This window comes from Micromonospora sp. WMMD1082 (genome assembly GCF_029626175.1).
In the GTDB taxonomy this organism is placed as follows: domain Bacteria; phylum Actinomycetota; class Actinomycetes; order Mycobacteriales; family Micromonosporaceae; genus Micromonospora.
Window position 1 is genome coordinate 1,666,648 of record NZ_JARUBM010000002.1, and the last position, 17,361, is coordinate 1,684,008.

The 17,361-nt window shown below is 73.1% G+C and carries 21 protein-coding genes; 9 read left to right on the forward strand and 12 right to left on the reverse strand.

All coding sequences use genetic code 11. The features are described 5' to 3' along the window. Window positions 1-20 precede the first annotated feature (20 nt). Window positions 21-1,703 (reverse strand): MDR family MFS transporter, encoded by a 1,683-nt coding sequence (locus O7615_RS07855; protein WP_347405079.1) that lies wholly within the window; start codon window positions 1,701-1,703, stop codon window positions 21-23. Window positions 1,704-1,720: 17 nt separating this feature from the next. Here O7615_RS07855 and O7615_RS07860 point away from each other — a divergent pair, with 17 nt between their 5' ends. Then, the gene (locus O7615_RS07860; protein WP_278176693.1) at window positions 1,721-2,287 is read left to right on the forward strand and encodes a TetR/AcrR family transcriptional regulator; all 567 of its coding nucleotides are present in this window, start codon (window positions 1,721-1,723) and stop codon (window positions 2,285-2,287) included. Window positions 2,288-2,302: 15 nt separating this feature from the next. On the opposite strand, the gene O7615_RS07865 is transcribed toward O7615_RS07860, so the two are convergent. The 7 genes from O7615_RS07865 to O7615_RS07895 all read right to left on the reverse strand — a co-directional run bounded on the left by O7615_RS07865 (window position 2,303) and on the right by O7615_RS07895 (window position 6,800). Continuing rightward, window positions 2,303-2,809, reverse strand: coding sequence for a GNAT family N-acetyltransferase (locus tag O7615_RS07865; protein WP_278182012.1), 507 nt, complete (start codon window positions 2,807-2,809; stop codon window positions 2,303-2,305). Window positions 2,810-2,850: 41 nt separating this feature from the next. After that, window positions 2,851-3,066 carry a biotin/lipoyl-binding carrier protein gene (locus O7615_RS07870; protein ID WP_278176695.1) on the reverse strand — a complete coding sequence of 72 codons (216 nt, stop codon included), beginning with the start codon at window positions 3,064-3,066 and terminating at the stop codon, window positions 2,851-2,853. Window positions 3,067-3,456: 390 nt separating this feature from the next. Further along, window positions 3,457-3,744, reverse strand: a complete 288-nt coding sequence (gene rsrA, locus O7615_RS07875; RefSeq protein WP_278176696.1) for a mycothiol system anti-sigma-R factor — start codon at window positions 3,742-3,744, stop codon at window positions 3,457-3,459. A gap of 1 nt (window position 3,745) precedes the next feature. Continuing rightward, complete coding sequence (locus O7615_RS07880) at window positions 3,746-4,558, reverse strand: sigma-70 family RNA polymerase sigma factor (protein ID WP_278176697.1); 813 nt, start codon at window positions 4,556-4,558, stop codon at window positions 3,746-3,748. A gap of 271 nt (window positions 4,559-4,829) precedes the next feature. Continuing rightward, window positions 4,830-5,444, reverse strand: coding sequence for an alpha/beta family hydrolase (locus O7615_RS07885; protein WP_278176698.1), 615 nt, complete (start codon window positions 5,442-5,444; stop codon window positions 4,830-4,832). A gap of 59 nt (window positions 5,445-5,503) precedes the next feature. Continuing rightward, the gene (locus O7615_RS07890; protein WP_278176699.1) at window positions 5,504-5,896 is read right to left on the reverse strand and encodes a WhiB family transcriptional regulator; all 393 of its coding nucleotides are present in this window, start codon (window positions 5,894-5,896) and stop codon (window positions 5,504-5,506) included. Window positions 5,897-6,089: 193 nt separating this feature from the next. After that, entirely contained in the window at window positions 6,090-6,800 is a 711-nt protein-coding gene (locus tag O7615_RS07895) for an SOS response-associated peptidase (RefSeq protein ID WP_278176701.1), read from the reverse strand. Between the two features lie 103 nt (window positions 6,801-6,903). On the opposite strand from O7615_RS07895, the gene aroA reads away from it, so the two are divergent. From aroA to O7615_RS07925, 6 genes are all read left to right on the forward strand, one after another. Beyond that, complete coding sequence (aroA, locus tag O7615_RS07900; protein ID WP_278176703.1) at window positions 6,904-8,208, forward strand: 3-phosphoshikimate 1-carboxyvinyltransferase; 1,305 nt, start codon at window positions 6,904-6,906, stop codon at window positions 8,206-8,208. 137 nt (window positions 8,209-8,345) lie between these two features. Further along, window positions 8,346-9,302 (forward strand): ribosome small subunit-dependent GTPase A, encoded by a 957-nt coding sequence (gene rsgA / locus O7615_RS07905; RefSeq protein WP_278182013.1) that lies wholly within the window; start codon window positions 8,346-8,348, stop codon window positions 9,300-9,302. A 40-nt stretch (window positions 9,303-9,342) separates the two neighbouring features. Continuing rightward, complete coding sequence (hisN, locus tag O7615_RS07910) at window positions 9,343-10,146, forward strand: histidinol-phosphatase (RefSeq protein WP_278176704.1); 804 nt, start codon at window positions 9,343-9,345, stop codon at window positions 10,144-10,146. Between the two features lie 59 nt (window positions 10,147-10,205). Continuing rightward, the gene (locus O7615_RS07915) at window positions 10,206-11,141 is read left to right on the forward strand and encodes a hypothetical protein (RefSeq protein WP_278182014.1); all 936 of its coding nucleotides are present in this window, start codon (window positions 10,206-10,208) and stop codon (window positions 11,139-11,141) included. A 67-nt stretch (window positions 11,142-11,208) separates the two neighbouring features. Further along, complete coding sequence (locus O7615_RS07920; protein ID WP_278176705.1) at window positions 11,209-11,640, forward strand: SRPBCC domain-containing protein; 432 nt, start codon at window positions 11,209-11,211, stop codon at window positions 11,638-11,640. Then, the gene (locus O7615_RS07925) at window positions 11,633-12,037 is read left to right on the forward strand and encodes a metalloregulator ArsR/SmtB family transcription factor (protein WP_278176706.1); all 405 of its coding nucleotides are present in this window, start codon (window positions 11,633-11,635) and stop codon (window positions 12,035-12,037) included. The genes O7615_RS07920 and O7615_RS07925 overlap by 8 nt, the downstream gene beginning before the upstream one ends. Before the next feature lie 36 nt (window positions 12,038-12,073). On the opposite strand, the gene O7615_RS07930 is transcribed toward O7615_RS07925, so the two are convergent. Continuing rightward, entirely contained in the window at window positions 12,074-13,276 is a 1,203-nt protein-coding gene (locus tag O7615_RS07930; RefSeq protein ID WP_278176707.1) for a glycosyltransferase, read from the reverse strand. Between the two features lie 244 nt (window positions 13,277-13,520). On the opposite strand from O7615_RS07930, the gene O7615_RS07935 reads away from it, so the two are divergent. After that, window positions 13,521-14,093 carry a DUF5709 domain-containing protein gene (locus O7615_RS07935; protein WP_278176709.1) on the forward strand — a complete coding sequence of 191 codons (573 nt, stop codon included), beginning with the start codon at window positions 13,521-13,523 and terminating at the stop codon, window positions 14,091-14,093. Between the two features lie 13 nt (window positions 14,094-14,106). Here O7615_RS07935 and O7615_RS07940 read toward each other — a convergent pair whose 3' ends face one another. Together O7615_RS07940 and O7615_RS07945 are read right to left on the reverse strand one after the other, a co-directional pair. Then, window positions 14,107-14,751 carry a response regulator transcription factor gene (locus tag O7615_RS07940; protein WP_278182015.1) on the reverse strand — a complete coding sequence of 215 codons (645 nt, stop codon included), beginning with the start codon at window positions 14,749-14,751 and terminating at the stop codon, window positions 14,107-14,109. Between the two features lie 14 nt (window positions 14,752-14,765). Further along, entirely contained in the window at window positions 14,766-15,902 is a 1,137-nt protein-coding gene (locus tag O7615_RS07945; RefSeq protein ID WP_278176710.1) for a DUF5931 domain-containing protein, read from the reverse strand. A 113-nt stretch (window positions 15,903-16,015) separates the two neighbouring features. Between O7615_RS07945 and O7615_RS07950 the strand changes: the two genes are divergently transcribed. Then, window positions 16,016-16,486, forward strand: coding sequence for an ATP-binding protein (locus O7615_RS07950; protein ID WP_278176712.1), 471 nt, complete (start codon window positions 16,016-16,018; stop codon window positions 16,484-16,486). A gap of 13 nt (window positions 16,487-16,499) precedes the next feature. Here O7615_RS07950 and O7615_RS07955 read toward each other — a convergent pair whose 3' ends face one another. Beyond that, entirely contained in the window at window positions 16,500-17,333 is an 834-nt protein-coding gene (locus O7615_RS07955) for a phosphoribosylaminoimidazolesuccinocarboxamide synthase (protein ID WP_278176713.1), read from the reverse strand. Window positions 17,334-17,361: the final 28 nt, after the last annotated feature.

Genomic DNA, 17,361 nt, shown 5'->3' on the forward strand with positions numbered 1-17,361 from the left:
TCGGGAAGGGGCCCTTCCTCTCACGCGGCCGGGGAGCGGGCGAGGGCGGTTTCGGCCTGCTCCTCGGGGCTGCTGCCCGGCTCCGGCTCGTTGCTCGTGCGCAGCGGGATCTCCCGGATGAACCAGGCGAGCACCGGTACCACGACCGCGAAGAGCACCGCCCAAAGGAAGACGTGCGAGATCGCGTCGGCGAGCCCACCCAGCACCAGTTCGCGGGCCTGCGCCGGCAACTGCTTGAGCTGCTCGATGTTCATCGCCGCGCCGGCCTCGCCGCCACCGCTGAAGGCGCCGCCGGCCGCCGAGCCGGCCAGCCGGTTGGCGAAGATGGCGCCGAAGAGCGAGATGCCGAACGAGCCGCCGATGGAGCGGAAGAAGGTGGCCGCGCCGCTGGCCGCCCCGAGATCCTTCTGGCCGACGCTGTTCTGCGCGATCAGCATCGACGTCTGCATCAGAAAGCCCATGCCGGCCCCGAGCACGATCATGTAGAGCGACGACTGGAGCTTGCTGGTGTGCACGTCCAGCAGGCTCAGCAGGGCGAGGCCGACGGCCATCACCACGCCGCCGACGATCGGATAGATCCGGTAGCGACCGGTCCGGGTGATCGCCCGGCCGACGACCAGCGAGACCACCAGCATGCCGAACATCAGCGGCAGCAGCAGCAGGCCGGAGTTGGTGGCCGAGGCGCCCTGCACGGTCTGCTGGTAGAGCGGCAGGAAGTTCATCGCGCCGAACATCGCGAAGCCGAGCAGGAAGCCGATCACCGAGATCAGGGCGAAGTTCCGGTTGGCGAAGAGCCTCAGCGGCAGGATCGGCTCGGCGGCCCGCCGCTCGACGAAGCCGAAGACCACCAGCGCGGCGACCGCAAGCCCGGCGAGGCCGAGGATCTGCGGCGAGGCCCAGGCGTACTCGTTTCCGCCCCAGCTGGTGATCAGCACGATCGACGTGATGCCGGCCGAGAGCAGCGCGGCACCGAGCCAGTCGATGCGGTGCTCGGTGCGGTACTTCGGCAGGTGCATGGTGGCAGCGAGCAGCACCAGCGCCACGCCGCCCAGCGGCAGGTTGACGTAGAACGCCCAGCGCCAGGAGAGGTGGTCGGTGATGAAGCCGCCGACCAGCGGGCCGGCCACCATCGCGATGGCCATGATCCCGGCGATCATGCCCTGGTAGCGGCCGCGCTCGCGGGGCGGCACCAGGTCGCCGATGATCGCCATCACGCCGACCATCAGGCCACCCGCGCCCAGGCCCTGCACGGCCCGGAAGGCGATCAACTGGACCATGCCGTCGTCCGGACCGCCGAGGAACCCCGAACCGGACATCCCGCAGAGCGCGGAACCGACCAGGAAGATCACCACTGCGGTGAGGAAGACGGCCTTGCGCCCGTAGAGATCGCCGAGCTTGCCCCAGATGGGGGTGGAGACCGTGGTCCCCAGCACGTACGCGGTCACCACCCAGGTGAAGTGGTTGAGCCCGCCGAACTCGCCCACGATGCGGGGCAGCGCGGTGCTGATGATCATGTTGTCGAGCATCGCCAGCATCATGGCGATCATCAGACCGAAGAGCACGACCCGGACATTGGGTCGCACGGCAGCCTGGGCCTGTTGAGCCATCGGTAAGCTCTCCCCCCGAGATGTGGCGTACTTACTTGCCGTCCGGCTAGCAACCTTACTAGCCGGACGGTAAGTTGGACAGGGAACGACCGTCAAGCGGATAGGTGGGTGCGGTGAGCCAGGGCACAGGCGGCACGCGGGAGCGGATCAAGGCCGTCGCGCTGGAGCTCTTCACCGAGCAGGGATACGAGGCGACCTCGCTGCGCGAGGTCGCCGAGCGGCTCGGCGTGACCAAGGCCGCCCTCTACTACCACTTCAAGAGCAAGGACGAGATCGTCACCAGCGTGGTCTCCGACCGGCTGGACCGGATGGACGCGCTGATCGACTGGGCCGAGAGCCAACCGGCCTCGCTGGCCACCCGCCGGGCCGTCATCGAGCGGTACGCCGACACCATGTTCAGCGGCGACGAGCCCTCGGTGATGCGCTTCTTCGAGCAGAACCAGACGGCGCTGAAGAGCCTCTCCGCCGGCCGGGAGATGCGCGGCCGGATGTTCCGGCTGGCCGCCGTGCTCTGCCAGGGAGACGACTCCCCCGCCGCTCAGCTGCGCGCCGCGCTGGCCCTGTTCGCCGTGCACAGCAGCTGGTTTGCCGTACGCACGCCGGACATCACCGACGCCGAGCGCAAACGCGTGGCCCTGGAGGTCGCCAACGACCTCCTGGCCCCCGTCAACACCCCCTGACCCCCTTCACGGGGGTTAGGGCGGGGGTGGGGAGAGGGGGAGGCGGAGGGCCAGGAGGTCCACGCCGGGGAGGGGGGCCCAGTCCTGCTCGGGTACGCGGACGAAGCCACGCCTGCGGTAGAGCCGGTGGGCGGCCTCGGCGTGCCCCGCGCGTACGCAGATCGTCAGGGCCGTGCAGCCCAGCTCGGCCGCGCGCGCGACGCATGCCTCGACCAACACCGCGCCGGCTCCCCGACCCTGCGCCGCCGGGTCGACCGCCAGCATCCGGAACTCGGCCTCGCCCGGGCCGCACAGTTCGGCGTACCGGGTGCCGGGCAGGACGAAGGTGACCGAGCCGAGCGGTTGACCGGTGACCGGGTCGACGGCGACCAGGATTTCGCCGTGCGCCGCCCGGTCGGCCACGTCGGCCAGCACGTCGGCGTAGCCGTTCTCCCCCTTGAGCTGGCCGTCGGCCTCGTACGCCGCGACGGTGAGCCGGGCCACCGCGGCGAAGTCGGCCGGCTCTGCCGGACGGACCAGCAGGCGAGCCCGCTCAGCCGCGCCGTCGGCAGCGGCGCCGCGGGTCAACCGATCACCGCGATCAGGTCACCGTCCTGTACCACGTCGCCCTCGTTCACCGCGAGCTGCTGCACGACGCCCTCGAACTCGGCCACCACCGGAATCTCCATCTTCATCGACTCCAGGATCACCAGGGTGTCCCCCTCGGACACGGCGTCCCCGGCCGACGCGACGACCTTCCAGACGTTCGCCACCATCTCGGCGCGGATCTCCTCGGCCATCTCCCGGCCCTTTCTCTCGCGACTGCCTGCGACGTATCCAATCATGAGCGGGCCGCCGGCGGGCCCGGAGCGGCCCGTGAGCGGGCCATCGGCGGGCCGGGAGCGGCCCCGGGAGCCGCCCGTCCGGGCCCGCGGCACTAGCATCAACGGGTCGGGCCCTGACGCTGGGAAGACGAACGCGTGTCCGGCGCCGGGGTCGTGCGCAGGCGATCCGGCCATCACGAGGAGGTCAGCATGGCGAAGAAGGCCCGCAAGAAGAAGGCCCGCAAGAAGAGCGCCGCGAACCACGGCAAGCGCCCCAACTCCTGACACGGCGGGCGAACCGCCCACCGCGGATCGGACGAGGAAACGCAGGTGCCCGGGTCGAGAGCGACCCGGGCACCGGCATGATCAGTCGGCCAGCTCGCGCGACTCGGTGCTCTCGAAGACGACGAGTTCGGTCAGCCGCACCCGCAGCCGCTCGCGCAGCTCGGCCGGCGCCGACTCGTTGCCGCAGCAGCGGGCCACCAGCGCCTTGACCTCCTGCTCGATGCCGTACTCCCGCAGGCACGGGCCGCACTCGTCGAGGTGGTGGCGGATCAGCGTCCGGCGTTCCTGCGCGCACTCCAGGTCGAGGTAGAGGTAGACCTCCGCGAGGACCTCACGGCAATCCGTCTCGTGCGGATCTCCACAGCTCACGTCACACCTCCCGGCCGGTGGCAGCGGAGCTCCGGGCCGACGGCGCGGCGGAGAAACCGCGCTCCGCGGCGTAGCCCTCAAGCAGCTTGCGCAGATTACGACGCCCGCGGTGCAACCGCGACATCACCGTGCCGATCGGCGTGCCCATGATGTCGGCGACCTCCTTGTAGGAGAAGCCCTCGACATCGGTCAGGTAGACGGCCAGCCGGAACTCCTCCGGCAGCTGCTGGAGGGCCTCCTTGACGTCGCTGTCGGGCAGCCGGTCCAGCGCCTCGGTCTCGGCGGATCGCAGCCCGCTGGAGGTGTGTGACTCCGCCTCGGCGAGCTGCCAGTCGGTGATCTCGTCGGTCGGCGCCTGCACCGGCTGGCGCTGCCGCTTCCGGTAGGAGTTGATGTAGGTGTTGGTCAGGATCCGGTAGAGCCAGGCCTTCAGGTTCGTGCCCTGCTCGAACTGGTGGAAGGCGGCGTACGCCTTCAGGTAGGTCTCCTGGACCAGGTCCTCGGCATCCGCCGGGTTACGCGTCATCCGCAGGCCGGCCGCGTACAGCTGATCGACGAAGGGCATCGCGTCCCGCTCGAACCGGGCCCTGCGCTCGTCCGTCTTCTCGGTGGTCAACCGCACATCCCCTCGGGTCGGATGCTTTCCAGCCGAGGATACGCGCACGGACCTATCGGAAGATTCGGTTCCGACGGGTGTGCCCGTCGCCACCGTCGCCGGTGGCACCGCCGCCGGCCAGTCCGGGCCGGCCAGCAGCTGCCTCAGCTGCCGCGCCTCCCGCTCGTCGCGCCCCCGGTTCCGGATCTCCGTCGGCACCGGTCACCCCCTCGCACAGTGGTTGTCCGAGATGTGCAACGCGCACCGTGGGCCGGGGCATTCCGGCCCGGCGTTCCTGGTCCCCGCCACGGCGGTGCAACCGAGGCTGGGACCAGGAAGGGCCTGGGAGCCCGGTGTCGCCGCCCGGACCGGGCGCGGGGACACCATCGGGTGCAACGAACCGGCGCGGCCGCCGGAAACGGCGCCGGCACGCCCGCGCCATCCGGCGGCCGGGACTTCGCACCGCCGGCCAGAGTCGTCGGGCGGCGGGTCAGGCCCGCGCCCAGTCGTGCGTACGCAACCAGTCGATCACCACGGCGGCCGTGCCGGGCGGATCCCCGCGCAGGTCGTGCCGCTCCCCCGGTCGGACCACCACCCGCACCTGCGGGCCCGCCTCCGGCACCCCGAACGGATCCCGGTCGCCGTTGACCACCAGGGTCGGCACTCCGGTCGCCAACTCGCCGGCCCGGCTCCGATCGGGCCGGCCCGGTGGATGCAGGGGGAAGGCGAGCGCGACCACCCCGGCGGCGCCGACGGTTCTCGCCGTCCGGCAGGCCACCCGCGCACCGCTGGAGCGACCCCCCACGAGCAGCGGTACGCCCGGGTGACGGACCCGCAGCACGGCCAGCACGGCGACCCACGCCTCGTCGAGGTGCCCGGCCGGGGCCGGCGCGCGCCGACCGGCCACCCGGTAGGGCTGGGTCACCCGCGCCACGACCAGCCCGGCGGCCACCGCCGCGTCGCGGAGCGCACGCAGGTCGGGGGCGTCGACGGCGCCACCCGCCCCGTGCCCGAGCACCAGCAGCGCTCGGGCCGGGTCGGGTGGCTGGTCGGTGTCGACCCACGCCGGACCGCGCGGAGTATCGAGGACGTCGTCGTGCGGCACCGACCCATTCTGCGGCCCAGCACCCGCACGGCCCCGCGCCGGCCCGCGCGTCGACGGTGTCAGCTCAGCGGCACCAGGGTGAGCAGCCGGTCGCGCACCGGTGGGCCGGCCTCGCCCGCGGCGTCGGGATCGGGTTGCACCTCGCCGCGCCAGGCCACCAGCATCGCCCGCCGTTCCCGTGGGGTGGTGCCACCCCACACGCCGTGGCAGTCGCCGACCTCCAGTGCCCAGGCCAGACAGGAACCCTGCACGTCGCAGCTGCGGCACACGGCCACGGCCGCGTCGGCCGGCTCGTTCGGCGCCGGAAAGAACGTCTCCGGGTCGACACTCTGGCAGGTGCCCCTGGTACGCCAGGCTTCGTCCTGTCGCCGTTCGCGCAACGCCCGCAGCAGTCGCGGATCACGCCGCGCGGCGGCCACCTCGTGCGGGCGGGGCATACGCGCCCGTGTCATCCACCCACCTCCCCCGTGGGACCAGCAAGATCGATGGATGTCGTCACCCGACGCGATCGACACCCACCACCGGCGCTGTGTTCTATCGCACTTGCGGACACGGATACAAGACTCTGCGGGGAAGTTGGCGGAACAACCGAGGCATCTTTCACCCGCAACCGCAGCAAATCACTCCCGACAATGTGCGGCGCGATCAGAAGAGCGTCATGTTCTCCGGCTCGGCGTCACGCGCCAGCGGCACCCGGGCGATCAGCTCCGGGCCGTCGTTGCGGACATCACCCACCGCCGGCCCCACCGGTCGCACCTCCAACCCGGCGAGCCAGTCCAGCGGCGGCGGGACGAGCAGCTCGGCCGCGCCACCGTCGCCACCCAGCCAGCCCGCCCACCGCCCGGGCGGCAGCAGCAGTGGCATCCGGTCGTGCACCTCGGCCAGGTCGCCGAGCGCGGCGGTGGTCAGCACGCTGCACGTCAGCAATGCGCCGGCCGGCCCGTCCCAGACCGACCAGATGCCGGCGAAGGCGAGCACCGAGCCGTCGCGCGGCGTCAGGTAGAAGGGCTGCTTGGTCGCGCCCGGCTGCCGCACCCACTCGTACCAGCCGTCCGCCGGGACCAGGCATCGGCGACGAGCGAAGGCCCGGGCGTACGCGCGGCTGGTCGCGACCGTCTCGGCACGAGCGTTGATCATGCGAGCCGCCCCGGCCGGCGACCGGGACCACGGCAACACCAACCCCCACCGGCCGAGCGAGAGCGCCCGGTGCCCCTGCGGGCTGACCCGGACCAGTGGCACCGGATCGGTCGGCGCCACGTTGTGATCGGCGACGAGCCCGCCTCCGGTCTCGTCGACGGAGTCGAACAGGCCGCTCAGGTCACCGGCGCTCCGGGTCGTGGCGTACCTCCCGCACATGCCGCCCACGCTAGCGGGCCACCGGCCGGACGGCTGTCCCGGTCACCGGGAGCGATGGGGAGCGCCAGCAGCCACCGGCGCCGGCACACGGCAGAATGTAGCCGTGGGGAACCTGACCGCGACCCGGCCGCTACAGCCGTGGACCGCACCGACGGCCAGCGATCCGGTGTCGGCGTCGCTGCGCCTGCCCGGCTCCAAGTCGATCACCAACCGCGCCCTGGTGCTCAGCGCGCTGGCCACCGGCCCCTCGACGCTGTCCCGGCCGCTGCGCGCCCGGGACACCGAGCTGATGGCCGGGGCGCTGCGGGCGATGGGCGCACACGTGTCGATCGCCGACGACGAGCGCTGGCTGGTCCGGCCGCGCCGGCTGGTCGGCCCGGCGCACGTCGACGTCGGGCTCGCCGGCACGATCATGCGTTTCGTGCCGCCGGTGGCGGGGCTGGCCGAGGGCCAGGTCACCTTCGACGGCGACCCGCAGGCCCGCACCCGCCCGCTCGGGCCGCTGATCGAGGCGCTGCGCTCGCTCGGCGTACGCATCGACACCACCGGGCCCGGCAGCCTGCCGATGGTGGTCCTCGGTGCCGGTCGGGTCACCGGCGGCGAGGTGATCATCGACGCCTCGGCCTCCAGCCAGCTGGTCTCGGGCCTGCTGCTCGCCGCGCCGCGCTTCCAGCGCGGGCTGGTCGTCCGGCACGTCGGCCCGCCCGTGCCCTCCGCGCCGCACCTGCGGATGACCGTGCAGATGCTGCGGGCCGCCGGTGCCGCCGTCGACGACAGCACCCCCGACGTCTGGGCGGTCGAGCCGGGGCCACTGACGGGGCGCGGTTGGGAGATCGAGCCCGACCTCTCCGGCGCGGTGCCGTTCTTCGCCGCGGCCATGGTCACCGGTGGCGAGGTGACCCTGCGCGGCTGGCCGCCACGGGGCAGCGCCCAGCCGGTCGAGCGGCTCCGCTCACTGTTGCAGCAGATGGGCGCGGAGGTCGCCCTCACCACCGAGGGCCTCACCGTACGCGGCACCGGCACGGTGCGGGGTCTGCGTGCCGACCTGTCCGACGTCAGCGAGCTGACCCCGGCGCTGACCGCGCTGGCGATGCTCGCCGACTCCCCCTCGGTGTTCACCGGGGTCGGCCACATCCGTGGTCACGAGACCGACCGGCTGGCCGCGCTGGCCCGGGAGTTCACCGCGCTCGGCGCGGACGTCACCGAGTCCGCCGACGGCCTGGAGGTGCGGCCCCGGCCGCTGCGCGGCGGGCTGTTCCACACCTACGATGATCATCGGATGGCGCACGCGGCGGCGGTGGCCGGTCTCGCGGTGCCCGGCATCGAGCTGAACGACGTGGCGTGCACCTCGAAGACCATGCCCGAGTTCCCGGCACTATGGTCGGCAGTGGTGACCGGTAAGAACTGAGCGAAGGAGAAGGGGCGGCCCTGGCGACCAGGCGGCGGGAGTACGACGAGGACGACGTCCGGGTCCGGCCCGGCAAGTCCTCGCGCCCGCGCACCCGCACCCGGCCGAGGCATGCCGACGCGAGGGACGGCTTCGTCATCGCGGTGGACCGCGGGCGGTACACCTGCGTGCTGACCGGCACCGGCCCGGAGGATCCCACCGTCACCGCGATGCGCGCCCGCGAGCTGGGGCGCAAGTCGGTCGTGGTCGGCGACCGGGTCGGGCTGGTCGGCGACACCTCCGGCCTGCCCGGGGCGCTGGCCCGCATCGTCCGGATCGCGCCGCGCCGCTCGGTGCTGCGGCGCACCGCCGAGGACGACGCCAGCACCGCCGAGGGGCGGCTGGAACGGGTGGTGGTCGCCAACGCCGACCAGCTCGTGATCGTCAGCGCGCTGGCCGACCCGCCGCCGCGCACCGGGTTCATCGACCGTTGCCTGGTGGCCGCGTACGACGCGGACATCGAGCCGCTGCTCTGCCTGACCAAGGCCGACCTGGCGGGCCCCGAGGCGGTGCTCGACTACTACACCGAGCTGGAACTGCCGTACGTGCTCATCCGGCCGGATTCACCGTTGGACGCCCTGCGCAGCCTGCTCGCGGGCCGGGTGTCGGTGCTCGTCGGTCACTCCGGGGTCGGCAAGTCGACGCTGGTCAACCGCCTGGTCCCGGAGGCCGACCGGGCGGTCGGCACGGTCAGCGCGATCGGCCGTGGCCGGCACACCTCGACCAGCGCGGTGGCGCTGCGGCTGCCCGCCGTGCCCGGCACCCCGGACGACACCGGCTGGATCGTGGACACCCCCGGCGTCCGCAGCTTCGGGCTGGCCCACGTCTCGGCCGAGAGCCTGCTGCACGGCTTCCCGGATCTGGTCGAGGCCACCGCCGACTGCCCGGCGAACTGCCCGCACACCCCCGACGAGGCCGACTGCGCGCTGGACGACTGGGTCACCCGGGGGCGGGCGGATCCGCGCCGGCTGGCCTCGTACCGCCGGTTGCTGGCCTCCCGGGCCGGGGAGACCGACCCGCGCGGCGAGGCCGAGCCGCGCGGGCGGGCGGAGTGAGCCCGGCGGGCCCGGCACCGGCCTCGCTACCGTGTCCGGCATGACCGGTTACGCCGACGATCTCGCCCTCGCCCACCGCCTCGCCGACGCCGCCGACGCCATCTCGACGGCCCGGTTCCGCGCGCTCGACCTGCGGGTCGAGTCGAAGCCCGACCTGACCCCGGTCTCCGACGCGGACACCGCCGTGGAACGCGAGATCCGCGCCCTGCTCGCCGCGCACCGGCCCGGCGACGGACTGCTCGGCGAGGAGTACGGCGAGCAGCCCGCCGCCGGGGCGCGACAGTGGGTGGTGGACCCGATCGACGGCACCAAGAACTTCGTCCGGGGGGTGCCGATCTGGGCCACCCTGATCGCGCTGCTGGAGGACGGGCGGCCGGTCGCCGGGCTGGTCTCCGCGCCCGCGCTGGGCCGCCGCTGGTGGGCGGGGCGCGGCACCGGGGCGTACGCGGGACCGGACGCGTCCCGGGGCGCACCGATCCGGGTCTCCGGGGTGACCGGGCTGGCCGACGCCAGCCTCTGCTACTCCTCGCTGGGTGGCTGGGAGCAGATCGGCCGGCTGGACCAGGTGCTCCGGCTGATGCGGGACACCTGGCGCAGCCGGGCCTACGGCGACTTCTACGGTTACATGCTGCTGGCCGAGGGTGCACTGGACGTCATGATCGAGCCCGAACTCTCGCTCTGGGACGTGGCCGCACTGGTACCCATAGTGACCGAAGCCGGGGGTACGATCACCGATCTGGCGGGCCGCCCGACCCCTGCGGGCGGCGACAACAGCACCGTGGCCAGCAACGGCGCGCTGCACCCCGACATCCTCGGCCGGCTCGGTCAGCCGGCCGCGCGCTGACGCCCGGTAACCTCTATCCTCGCCACGTGGCTACCTCGGGTTGGTGTTTCCTGGCGGCGATGATCGTCGCGTACGGCGTCGCCAACCTGTTGCAGTCGATCGCCGTCGCCCGCACCACGGTGCACCACACCTTCGATCCCGGGTTGCTGCTGCGCCTGGCCGGGCACCGCACCTATCTGGTCGGGCTGGCCTGCCAGGTGGCCGGGTTCGTGCTGGCCTTCCTGGCCCGGCGGGACCTGCCGCTGTTCCTGGTGCAGGCGAGCGTGGCGGCCGGGCTCGGGGTCACCGCCATCCTCGGCGTGGTCGTGCTGAAGTGGCGGCTGCCGCTGGCCGAGGTAGTACTGCTGGTGCTGCTCTTCGCCGGGATCACCGCACTGGTGCTCTCCGCCCGACCCGCGCCGTCGAAGGCCCTGGGCACCGCGGGCATGGTGGCCCTGCTGGTGACCCTGGCGGTGATCGCGGTGCTCGGCTTCTTCGCCGTCCGGCTGCGCGGCGCGCCCGGCTCGGTGGCGCTCGGCTCGCTGGCCGGGCTGGCCTTCTCCGCCGCGGCGGTGGCCGCCCGGCCGCTGGCCTCCGCACCGACCTGGGATGCGTTCCTCACCGACCCGCTGCTCTACCTGCTCGTCGGTCACTCGGTGGTCGGCCAGTTGCTGCTCGGGCTGGCGATGCAACGCGGTTCCACCACGGCGGCGGTGGCCGCCATGGACGCGGCCGGTGCGGTGCCCGCCGCGATCGTCGGCCTGCTGCTGCTCAACGACAAGATCTGGCCGGGCCGGGAGTGGCTCGCCGGCATCGGCTTCCTGGTCACCCTGGCCGCCGTCATCGGGCTCACCCGGTACGCCGAACCACAGCACCAGCACGCCGTCGCCCACGAAACCACCCGGGCCCTGGTCGGCGCCGCCCCACATCCGGCTCAACGGACAGGCTCCCTGTTGGCGCCTCGTGTCGAGGAAGCGCCCCTGCTCGCGCTTGACGCGCGGCGCGAAGGACGTTGACGGACACAACGTCTTACCGTACGGTAATGCATTACCGTACGGTAAGACGTTGGTAGGGAGGCCGGTCATGCCCGAGGTCGTCCGTTCCGTCGAGATCTCCGCACCGCCGAGCGGCGTGTGGCGGTGGCTGTCCACCCAGCAGGGCCTACGCCGCTGGCTCGCGCCCGACATCGAGATCGACCTGCGGGTCGGCGGCGCCTACCGGATGCTCGGCGCCGACGGGCAGACCTGGATCAGCGGCACGGTGTTGGAGCTGGTGCCGGAGGGTCGGTTGGTGCTGTCGTGGCAGGAGGAGCAGGCCGGCTGGGTCCACCCCGCCCGGCTGGTCATCACGTTGGAGCCGATCACGTCGGGCACCCGGGTCAGGCTCGTCCACGACGGTTTCGCGGGGATCGGCAAGCCCGGGTGGGCAGAGACGTGGGAAGCCTACGAACGCGGGGCCGACAAGCACGAGGTGCTGCACCGGTTGGCGCGGGCGGTGCCGACCGGCGGTGCCTGACGAGGTGGTGCGCGACGAGGTGGTGCACGAGGACACGGGGCGCGACGACACCCGGGCCGACGCCAGCGACAGCCTGTTCCGGGCGCTGGCCGACCCGACGCGCCGGCGCATCCTCGACCTGCTGGCCGAGCACGGCAGGCTCACCGTCGGCGAACTGGCCGCGCAGTTCCCCGACCTCGTGCCCTCGGGCATCTCCAAGCATCTGATGGCGCTGCGGGCGACGGGCCTGGTCACCGCGACGCGCCAGGGCCGCCATCAGCTCTACACCATCGATGCGGAGGCGATGTCGCGAGCGCTGGCACCCTGGTTGGCGAGGTACGAGACCTACTGGACCGGTGCGCTCGCCCGGCTGCGGGCGGCTGCGGAGCCGGGCGACGGGGCCGCCGGAACTGCGTAGCCGCGCCTCCCGCACGACCCCGCCCGGGTCACCCGGTCAGGCCGCCTCGACCGGTTTACGGCGACCGACCACCCGCTCGTAGAGCCGCTCCAGGGCACTGGCCGTACGCTCCCAGGTGTAGCTGCACCGGACCCGGTCCACCGCGGCGTGCCCGTACGCGAACCGGCCGGCGTTGTCGGTGAGCAGCCGACGCAGCGTCATTCCGAGCGTGCGTACGTCGCCCGGCGGCACCAGCTTGCCGGTGACCTCGTCGACCACGGCGTCGGCGATGCCGCCCATGGCGTAGCCGACCACCGGGACACCGCAGGCCATCGCCTCCAGTGACACCCGCCCGGCGGAGGAGTAGTGCGGGGTGCAGGCCACCACGTCGGCCGAGCGGTACCAGGTGGCCATCTGCTCGTGCGGCACCGCGCCCACCAGGTGCACCTGCTCGCCCACCCCGATGCGATCGGCCAGCTCGCGCAGTCGGCGCGCCTCGGCGTGGTGGGCCAGCCCGTCCGCCTGCGGCCCGCCGGCGATCACCAGCTCCGCGTCGCCGACCAGGCGCATCGCGCGGATCAGGTCGTCCTGCCCGTGACCACGGGAGAGCCCACCCACCGACAGGATCCGGGGCCGTTGGTCGCGCGGGGCCGCCTCACCCTCGGGGTGGAACCGCTCGGTGTCGACGCCGGTCGGCACCATCGCGACCGAGGCGCGTTGCAGGCCCATCCGGGTCAGCTCGTCGACCTCGTCGTTGCACTGGGCGACCGCCATGTCCACCGCCCGGGTCAGCGCCCGTTCCAGCGGGATGCGGGCGCCGGGACCGTCGTACTGCGCGCCGAGGTGGCGCAGCTGTTCCATGCCGATCGAGTGGAAGGTCTGCACCACGGGGATGTCGGTCTCCCGGACGGCGTGCGCGGCGGCCAGCCCGCCGATCCAGTAGTGACCGTGCACCACCTCCGGCGTCCAGTCGCCGGACCACCGGTCGGCCAGCCACTGGCCGAACTCGGCCACGTAGGGCACCAGGTCGGCGGTGGGCATCGGCGCGACCGGACCCACGGGCGCCCGCTCCACGCGGTAGCCGTCCACGGTGGCGGTCTCGGCCACCTCGGGATCGTCCCGGCGGGTGTAGACCCGGACGTCGTGACCTCGACCGGCCAGTTCGGCCGCGACCCGTGCGATGTGCTGGTAGGTGCCGACGACGGTGCCGTCGCCGAACGGCGGCGCAGCGGCGTGGGCACAGACGAGGCCGACGCGCATGGGTCACCTCCATGCGGATGGGGCGGTGGTCTCCGGTCAGAGCGTCCCATTAACCGGGCTCCGAAGAGCCGAAACCTCGCAGATCGTGGGGGTGGTCGGCGGCATGACCCGGACACGGCGGGGTACCGATGAGGAATGCCCCTCGCCAGAAACCTCCCCGACGCCACGGCCGGGAAGGGCTTTCTGTCCCCATCCGCCTCGGCCGGACCGGTTACGGCGGATGGGCAGCGGGTAGTGGTCTGCCATGCGCGACGACGAGTACCCGACCCCCGTGTCCGATCCCGAGGCCGACGGCCTCCCCGACACCGCCGACGACGACTCGTCGGCCGGGGACGACGTGCTGACCGGACGGGAGGCGGACGGCCCGGCACCGGCCCAGCTGCCCGGTGACCGGACGCCGGTGGCCGTGGACGAGTTCGGCACCACCGCCGAGGAGCAGCTCGACGGCGAGTCGCTGGACTACAAGCTCGGCCGGGAGCAGTTCGAACTCCCGGTCGACGATCCGCTGGCCGGCCCGGTGGATCCGGACATCGCGGCCGAGGCGGACAGTCGGGAGCAGGCGGCGCAGGCGCAGCTCGACGCCGACGTCATCGACCCCGGCCCGACCTCCGACCCGAAGTCCCCGGTGTCGCTCTACGACCACGGCCAGCTCGGCACCACGGCGGACGCCACCGTGGGCCGGCTGGTCGAACCGGACGAGGGTACGCACACCGACCAGGAGACCGATTCGATCGCGTACGACGCGGGTGCCGCCGGCGGCGGGGCCAGCGCCGAGGAGCTGGCCGTGCACGAGACCCAGCCGCCGCACTCGGTCTGAGCCGGCCCTCCGCTCAGTCGTCCAGGCCCCGCTCGATCGCGTACCGGGTGAGTTCGACCCGGTTGTGCAGGTGGAGCTTGCCGAGCGTGTTCTGCACGTGGTTCTGCACCGTGCGGTGCGACAGCACGAGCCGCTCGGCGATCTGCTTGTACGACATCCCCTTGGCCACCAGCCGCAGCACCTCGGTCTCCCGGTCGGTGAGCCGGGGTGCCGCGTCCCCGGTTCCGGCCGCCGCGCCCTCCCGGACGGCGGCCAGCCGGCGGTACTCACCGAGGACCAGCCCGGCCAGGCCGGGGGTGAAGACCGGCTTCCCCTCCGCGGTGCTCCGCACCGCCGCCAGGAACTCCGCCAGCGCGGCGGACTTCAGCAGGTAGCCGGTGGCCCCGGCCTTCACCGCGTCGAGCACGCCCTGCTGCTCGCCGCTGGCGGAGAGCATGAGCACCCGCACCTCCGGCCGGGCCGCGCGCAGTCCCCGGATCACCTCCACCCCGGAGATGTCCGGCAGTTGCAGGTCGAGCACCACCACGTCGGGGCGCGCCGCCGCGACCACCCGGATCGCCTGGCGGCCCTCCCCGCAGCTGGCCACCACCTGGTGACCGGCTTCGGCGAGGTCGCGGGCCACCCCTTCCCGCCACATCGGGTGGTCGTCGACGACCATCACGCGTACGCCGCTCACGGCTGTCTCCTCGGCACGGTGAGTTCGACCTCGGTGCCGGCACCGGGTGTCGAGCTGATCCTGGCACTCCCGCCGAGGTCGGCCAGCCGGCCCCGGATCGCCTGCGCCACGCCCAACCGGCCCTGAGCCGCGGCCTCGTCCAGCCGGTCGGGCCCGAAGCCCGGCCCCTCGTCCCGGATCGACACGGTCACCGCGGAGCCCTCGTTTTCGACCAGCACCCAGGCTCGCCCGCCACCGTGCCGGGCGGCGTTGTCCAGTGCCGCCCCGGTTGCCGCGGCAAGCTCGCGGGCCACCGCCCGGGGCAGCGGCACCGGGGTCGCCGGGACGGACAGCGACACGGCGGCCGAGGCGTGCCGGCCGAGCAGCGCGCGCAGGTCCACCGGCGCGTCGGCGGCGCCCGCCGGGACCGGCCCGGTGCCGGAGATCAGGGCCCGCAGGGCGCTCTCCTGCTCGCCGGCCAGCCGGGCCAGCTCACCCGCCTCGCCGTCGAGGTGCGCACCGCGCCGCTGCACCAGGGCGAGCACCTGGAGCACCGAGTCGTGGATGTCGCGGGCCAGCCGCTCCCGTTCCCGCGTGGCGGCTTCCAGCTCGACCGCCCGCTGCAACCGTTCCCCGGCGGTCACCGTGAGCCGGGCCACGTGCCCGACCACCACGCCGGCGAGCAGCATGAGGATCGCGCCGTTGAACGCGCTCGGCGTGACCACGCCCCGCGTCGCGAGGTCGGTCGCGCCGATCAGGAGCGCGGCGACGGTGCCGCGTCGCCGCCCGCCGGAGACGGCCCAGGCCAGCACCGGTCCGCTCAGCCAGGCCACCGGGAGGGTGGGCAGCCCGGCGTCGAGCGCCGGCCGGCCCATCACCCACGGGGTCACCAGCAGGATCGCCACGACGACGCCCAGGTCGGCCACCAGCAGCGGCCAGCCGCGCCGGGCCGGGGTGGCGTAGCCGGCCGCGGTGACGGCGGTCCAGGCCGCCATGACCAGCACCAGCCCGCAGGCGGCGAGGGGATGGGCGTACCGGTCCGCGTCGCGGATCAACACCACGCAGACATACGCCAGGGCGGCCACCCGGAAGACCGCGACGGCCCGCCAGAGCGGGACCTCGAAACCACCGGGCACGGGCACGTGCGTCACCATGCCACAGCCGGCCCGGATGCCCTGGCCCTGCACGGCCGATGCGACTCGACTAACCCTGACGTACGGTGGTAAATGCCGCGTAAACCTCTGTGACCTCCAGTCGGGACGGGGCCATGACGAACGCAGAACCCCGCACACCGCGTACGGTGGTGCCCATCGAACACGCCCTCCTGATCGCCGACGCCTTCGACCAGGCCAAGGTGACCGAGCTCCGACACTCGGTCGCCGACTGCGCACGCGCTGCCGGGCTGCGCGGCGAACGCCTGGACGACTTCGTGCTCGCCGTCAACGAGCTGATCACCAACGCGGTGCGGCACGGCGGAGGTCAGGGCTGGCTGCGGCTGTGGGGGGAGCCCGGGCTGGTGCTCTGCGAGGTCTCCGACCACGGCCGGGGCATCGACACCCGGCGCCTCGACAACCGCGACCGGCCCGCCCCCGAGACGGCCGGCGGCTGGGGCCTCTGGCTGGCCCGTGAGCTGACCGACGTGATGGAGGTCGAGACCGGGCCGGCCGGCACCACCGTCCGCATCACCACCGCGTCCGCCCCCACCGAGCAGCACACCGGCCGCCACCGCAGCGACTGAACGGCCGGGCCCGCTACCCCCAGCGGTCGCCGGTCAGCTTCTCGTAGACGTCGACGTACCGGGCCCGGGTCGCGTCGACCACCTCGGCGGGCACCTCGGGCGCCGGAGACCGCTTGTCCCAGCCGCTCTGCGCCGCCCAGTCCCGCACGTACTGCTTGTCGTAGGAGAACTGTGCGCGCCCCGGCTGGTAGGACTCCGCCGGCCAGAACCGGGACGAGTCGGGGGTGAGCAACTCGTCGGCCAGGACCAGCGTGCCGTCCGCCGCCCAGCCAAACTCGATCTTGGTGTCCGCGACCAGGATGCCCCGGTCGGCGGCCAGCTCGGCACCCCGGCAGTACACGTCGATGGTCAGCTGCCGCAGCCGCTCGGCGGTCTCCGCACCGACCTTGTCGACCACCTCGGCGAAGGTCATCGACTCGTCGTGCTCACCCATCGGCGCCTTGGTCGACGGGGTGAAGATCGGCTCGGGCAGGATGGACGCCTCGACCAGGCCGCGCGGCAGGTCGACGCCGGAGACCGCGCCGGTGCTGTCGTACTCCGTCAACCCGCCGCCGGTGAGGAAGCCACGGGCGACGCACTCGATCGGGACCATCTCCAACCGGCGGCACCGGATCGCCCGGCCGGCGAACTCCGGCGGCACGTCGGTGGCCGAGATGACGTGGTGGGGCACCAGGTCGGAAAGCTGCTCGAACCACCACAGCGACAGCGCGGTGAGCAGCTTGCCCTTGTCCGGAATCGGGGTCGGCAGCACCACGTCGTAGACGGAGATGCGATCCGAGGCGACCAGGATCAGGTCGTCGCCCTCGGCGTAGACGTCCCTCACCTTGCCGGAGTGCAGAAGTTCCACGCGCACAAGTAGACCACGCGACGCGCGT

Coding starts and splice junctions, on each gene's coding strand:
- O7615_RS07945 (WP_278176710.1), bottom strand. CDS start 15,902: ATGGTGACGCACGTGCCCGTGCCCGGTGGTTTCGAGGTCCCGCTCTGG.
- O7615_RS07890 (WP_278176699.1), bottom strand. CDS start 5,896: ATGACACGGGCGCGTATGCCCCGCCCGCACGAGGTGGCCGCCGCGCGG.
- O7615_RS07930 (WP_278176707.1), bottom strand. CDS start 13,276: ATGCGCGTCGGCCTCGTCTGTGCCCACGCCGCTGCGCCGCCGTTCGGC.
- O7615_RS07950 (WP_278176712.1), top strand. CDS start 16,016: ATGACGAACGCAGAACCCCGCACACCGCGTACGGTGGTGCCCATCGAA.
- O7615_RS07895 (WP_278176701.1), bottom strand. CDS start 6,800: ATGTGCGGGAGGTACGCCACGACCCGGAGCGCCGGTGACCTGAGCGGC.
- O7615_RS07920 (WP_278176705.1), top strand. CDS start 11,209: ATGCCCGAGGTCGTCCGTTCCGTCGAGATCTCCGCACCGCCGAGCGGC.
- O7615_RS07935 (WP_278176709.1), top strand. CDS start 13,521: ATGCGCGACGACGAGTACCCGACCCCCGTGTCCGATCCCGAGGCCGAC.
- O7615_RS07870 (WP_278176695.1), bottom strand. CDS start 3,066: ATGGCCGAGGAGATCCGCGCCGAGATGGTGGCGAACGTCTGGAAGGTC.
- O7615_RS07915 (WP_278182014.1), top strand. CDS start 10,206: ATGATCGTCGCGTACGGCGTCGCCAACCTGTTGCAGTCGATCGCCGTC.
- O7615_RS07940 (WP_278182015.1), bottom strand. CDS start 14,751: ATGGTCGTCGACGACCACCCGATGTGGCGGGAAGGGGTGGCCCGCGAC.
- hisN (WP_278176704.1), top strand. CDS start 9,343: ATGACCGGTTACGCCGACGATCTCGCCCTCGCCCACCGCCTCGCCGAC.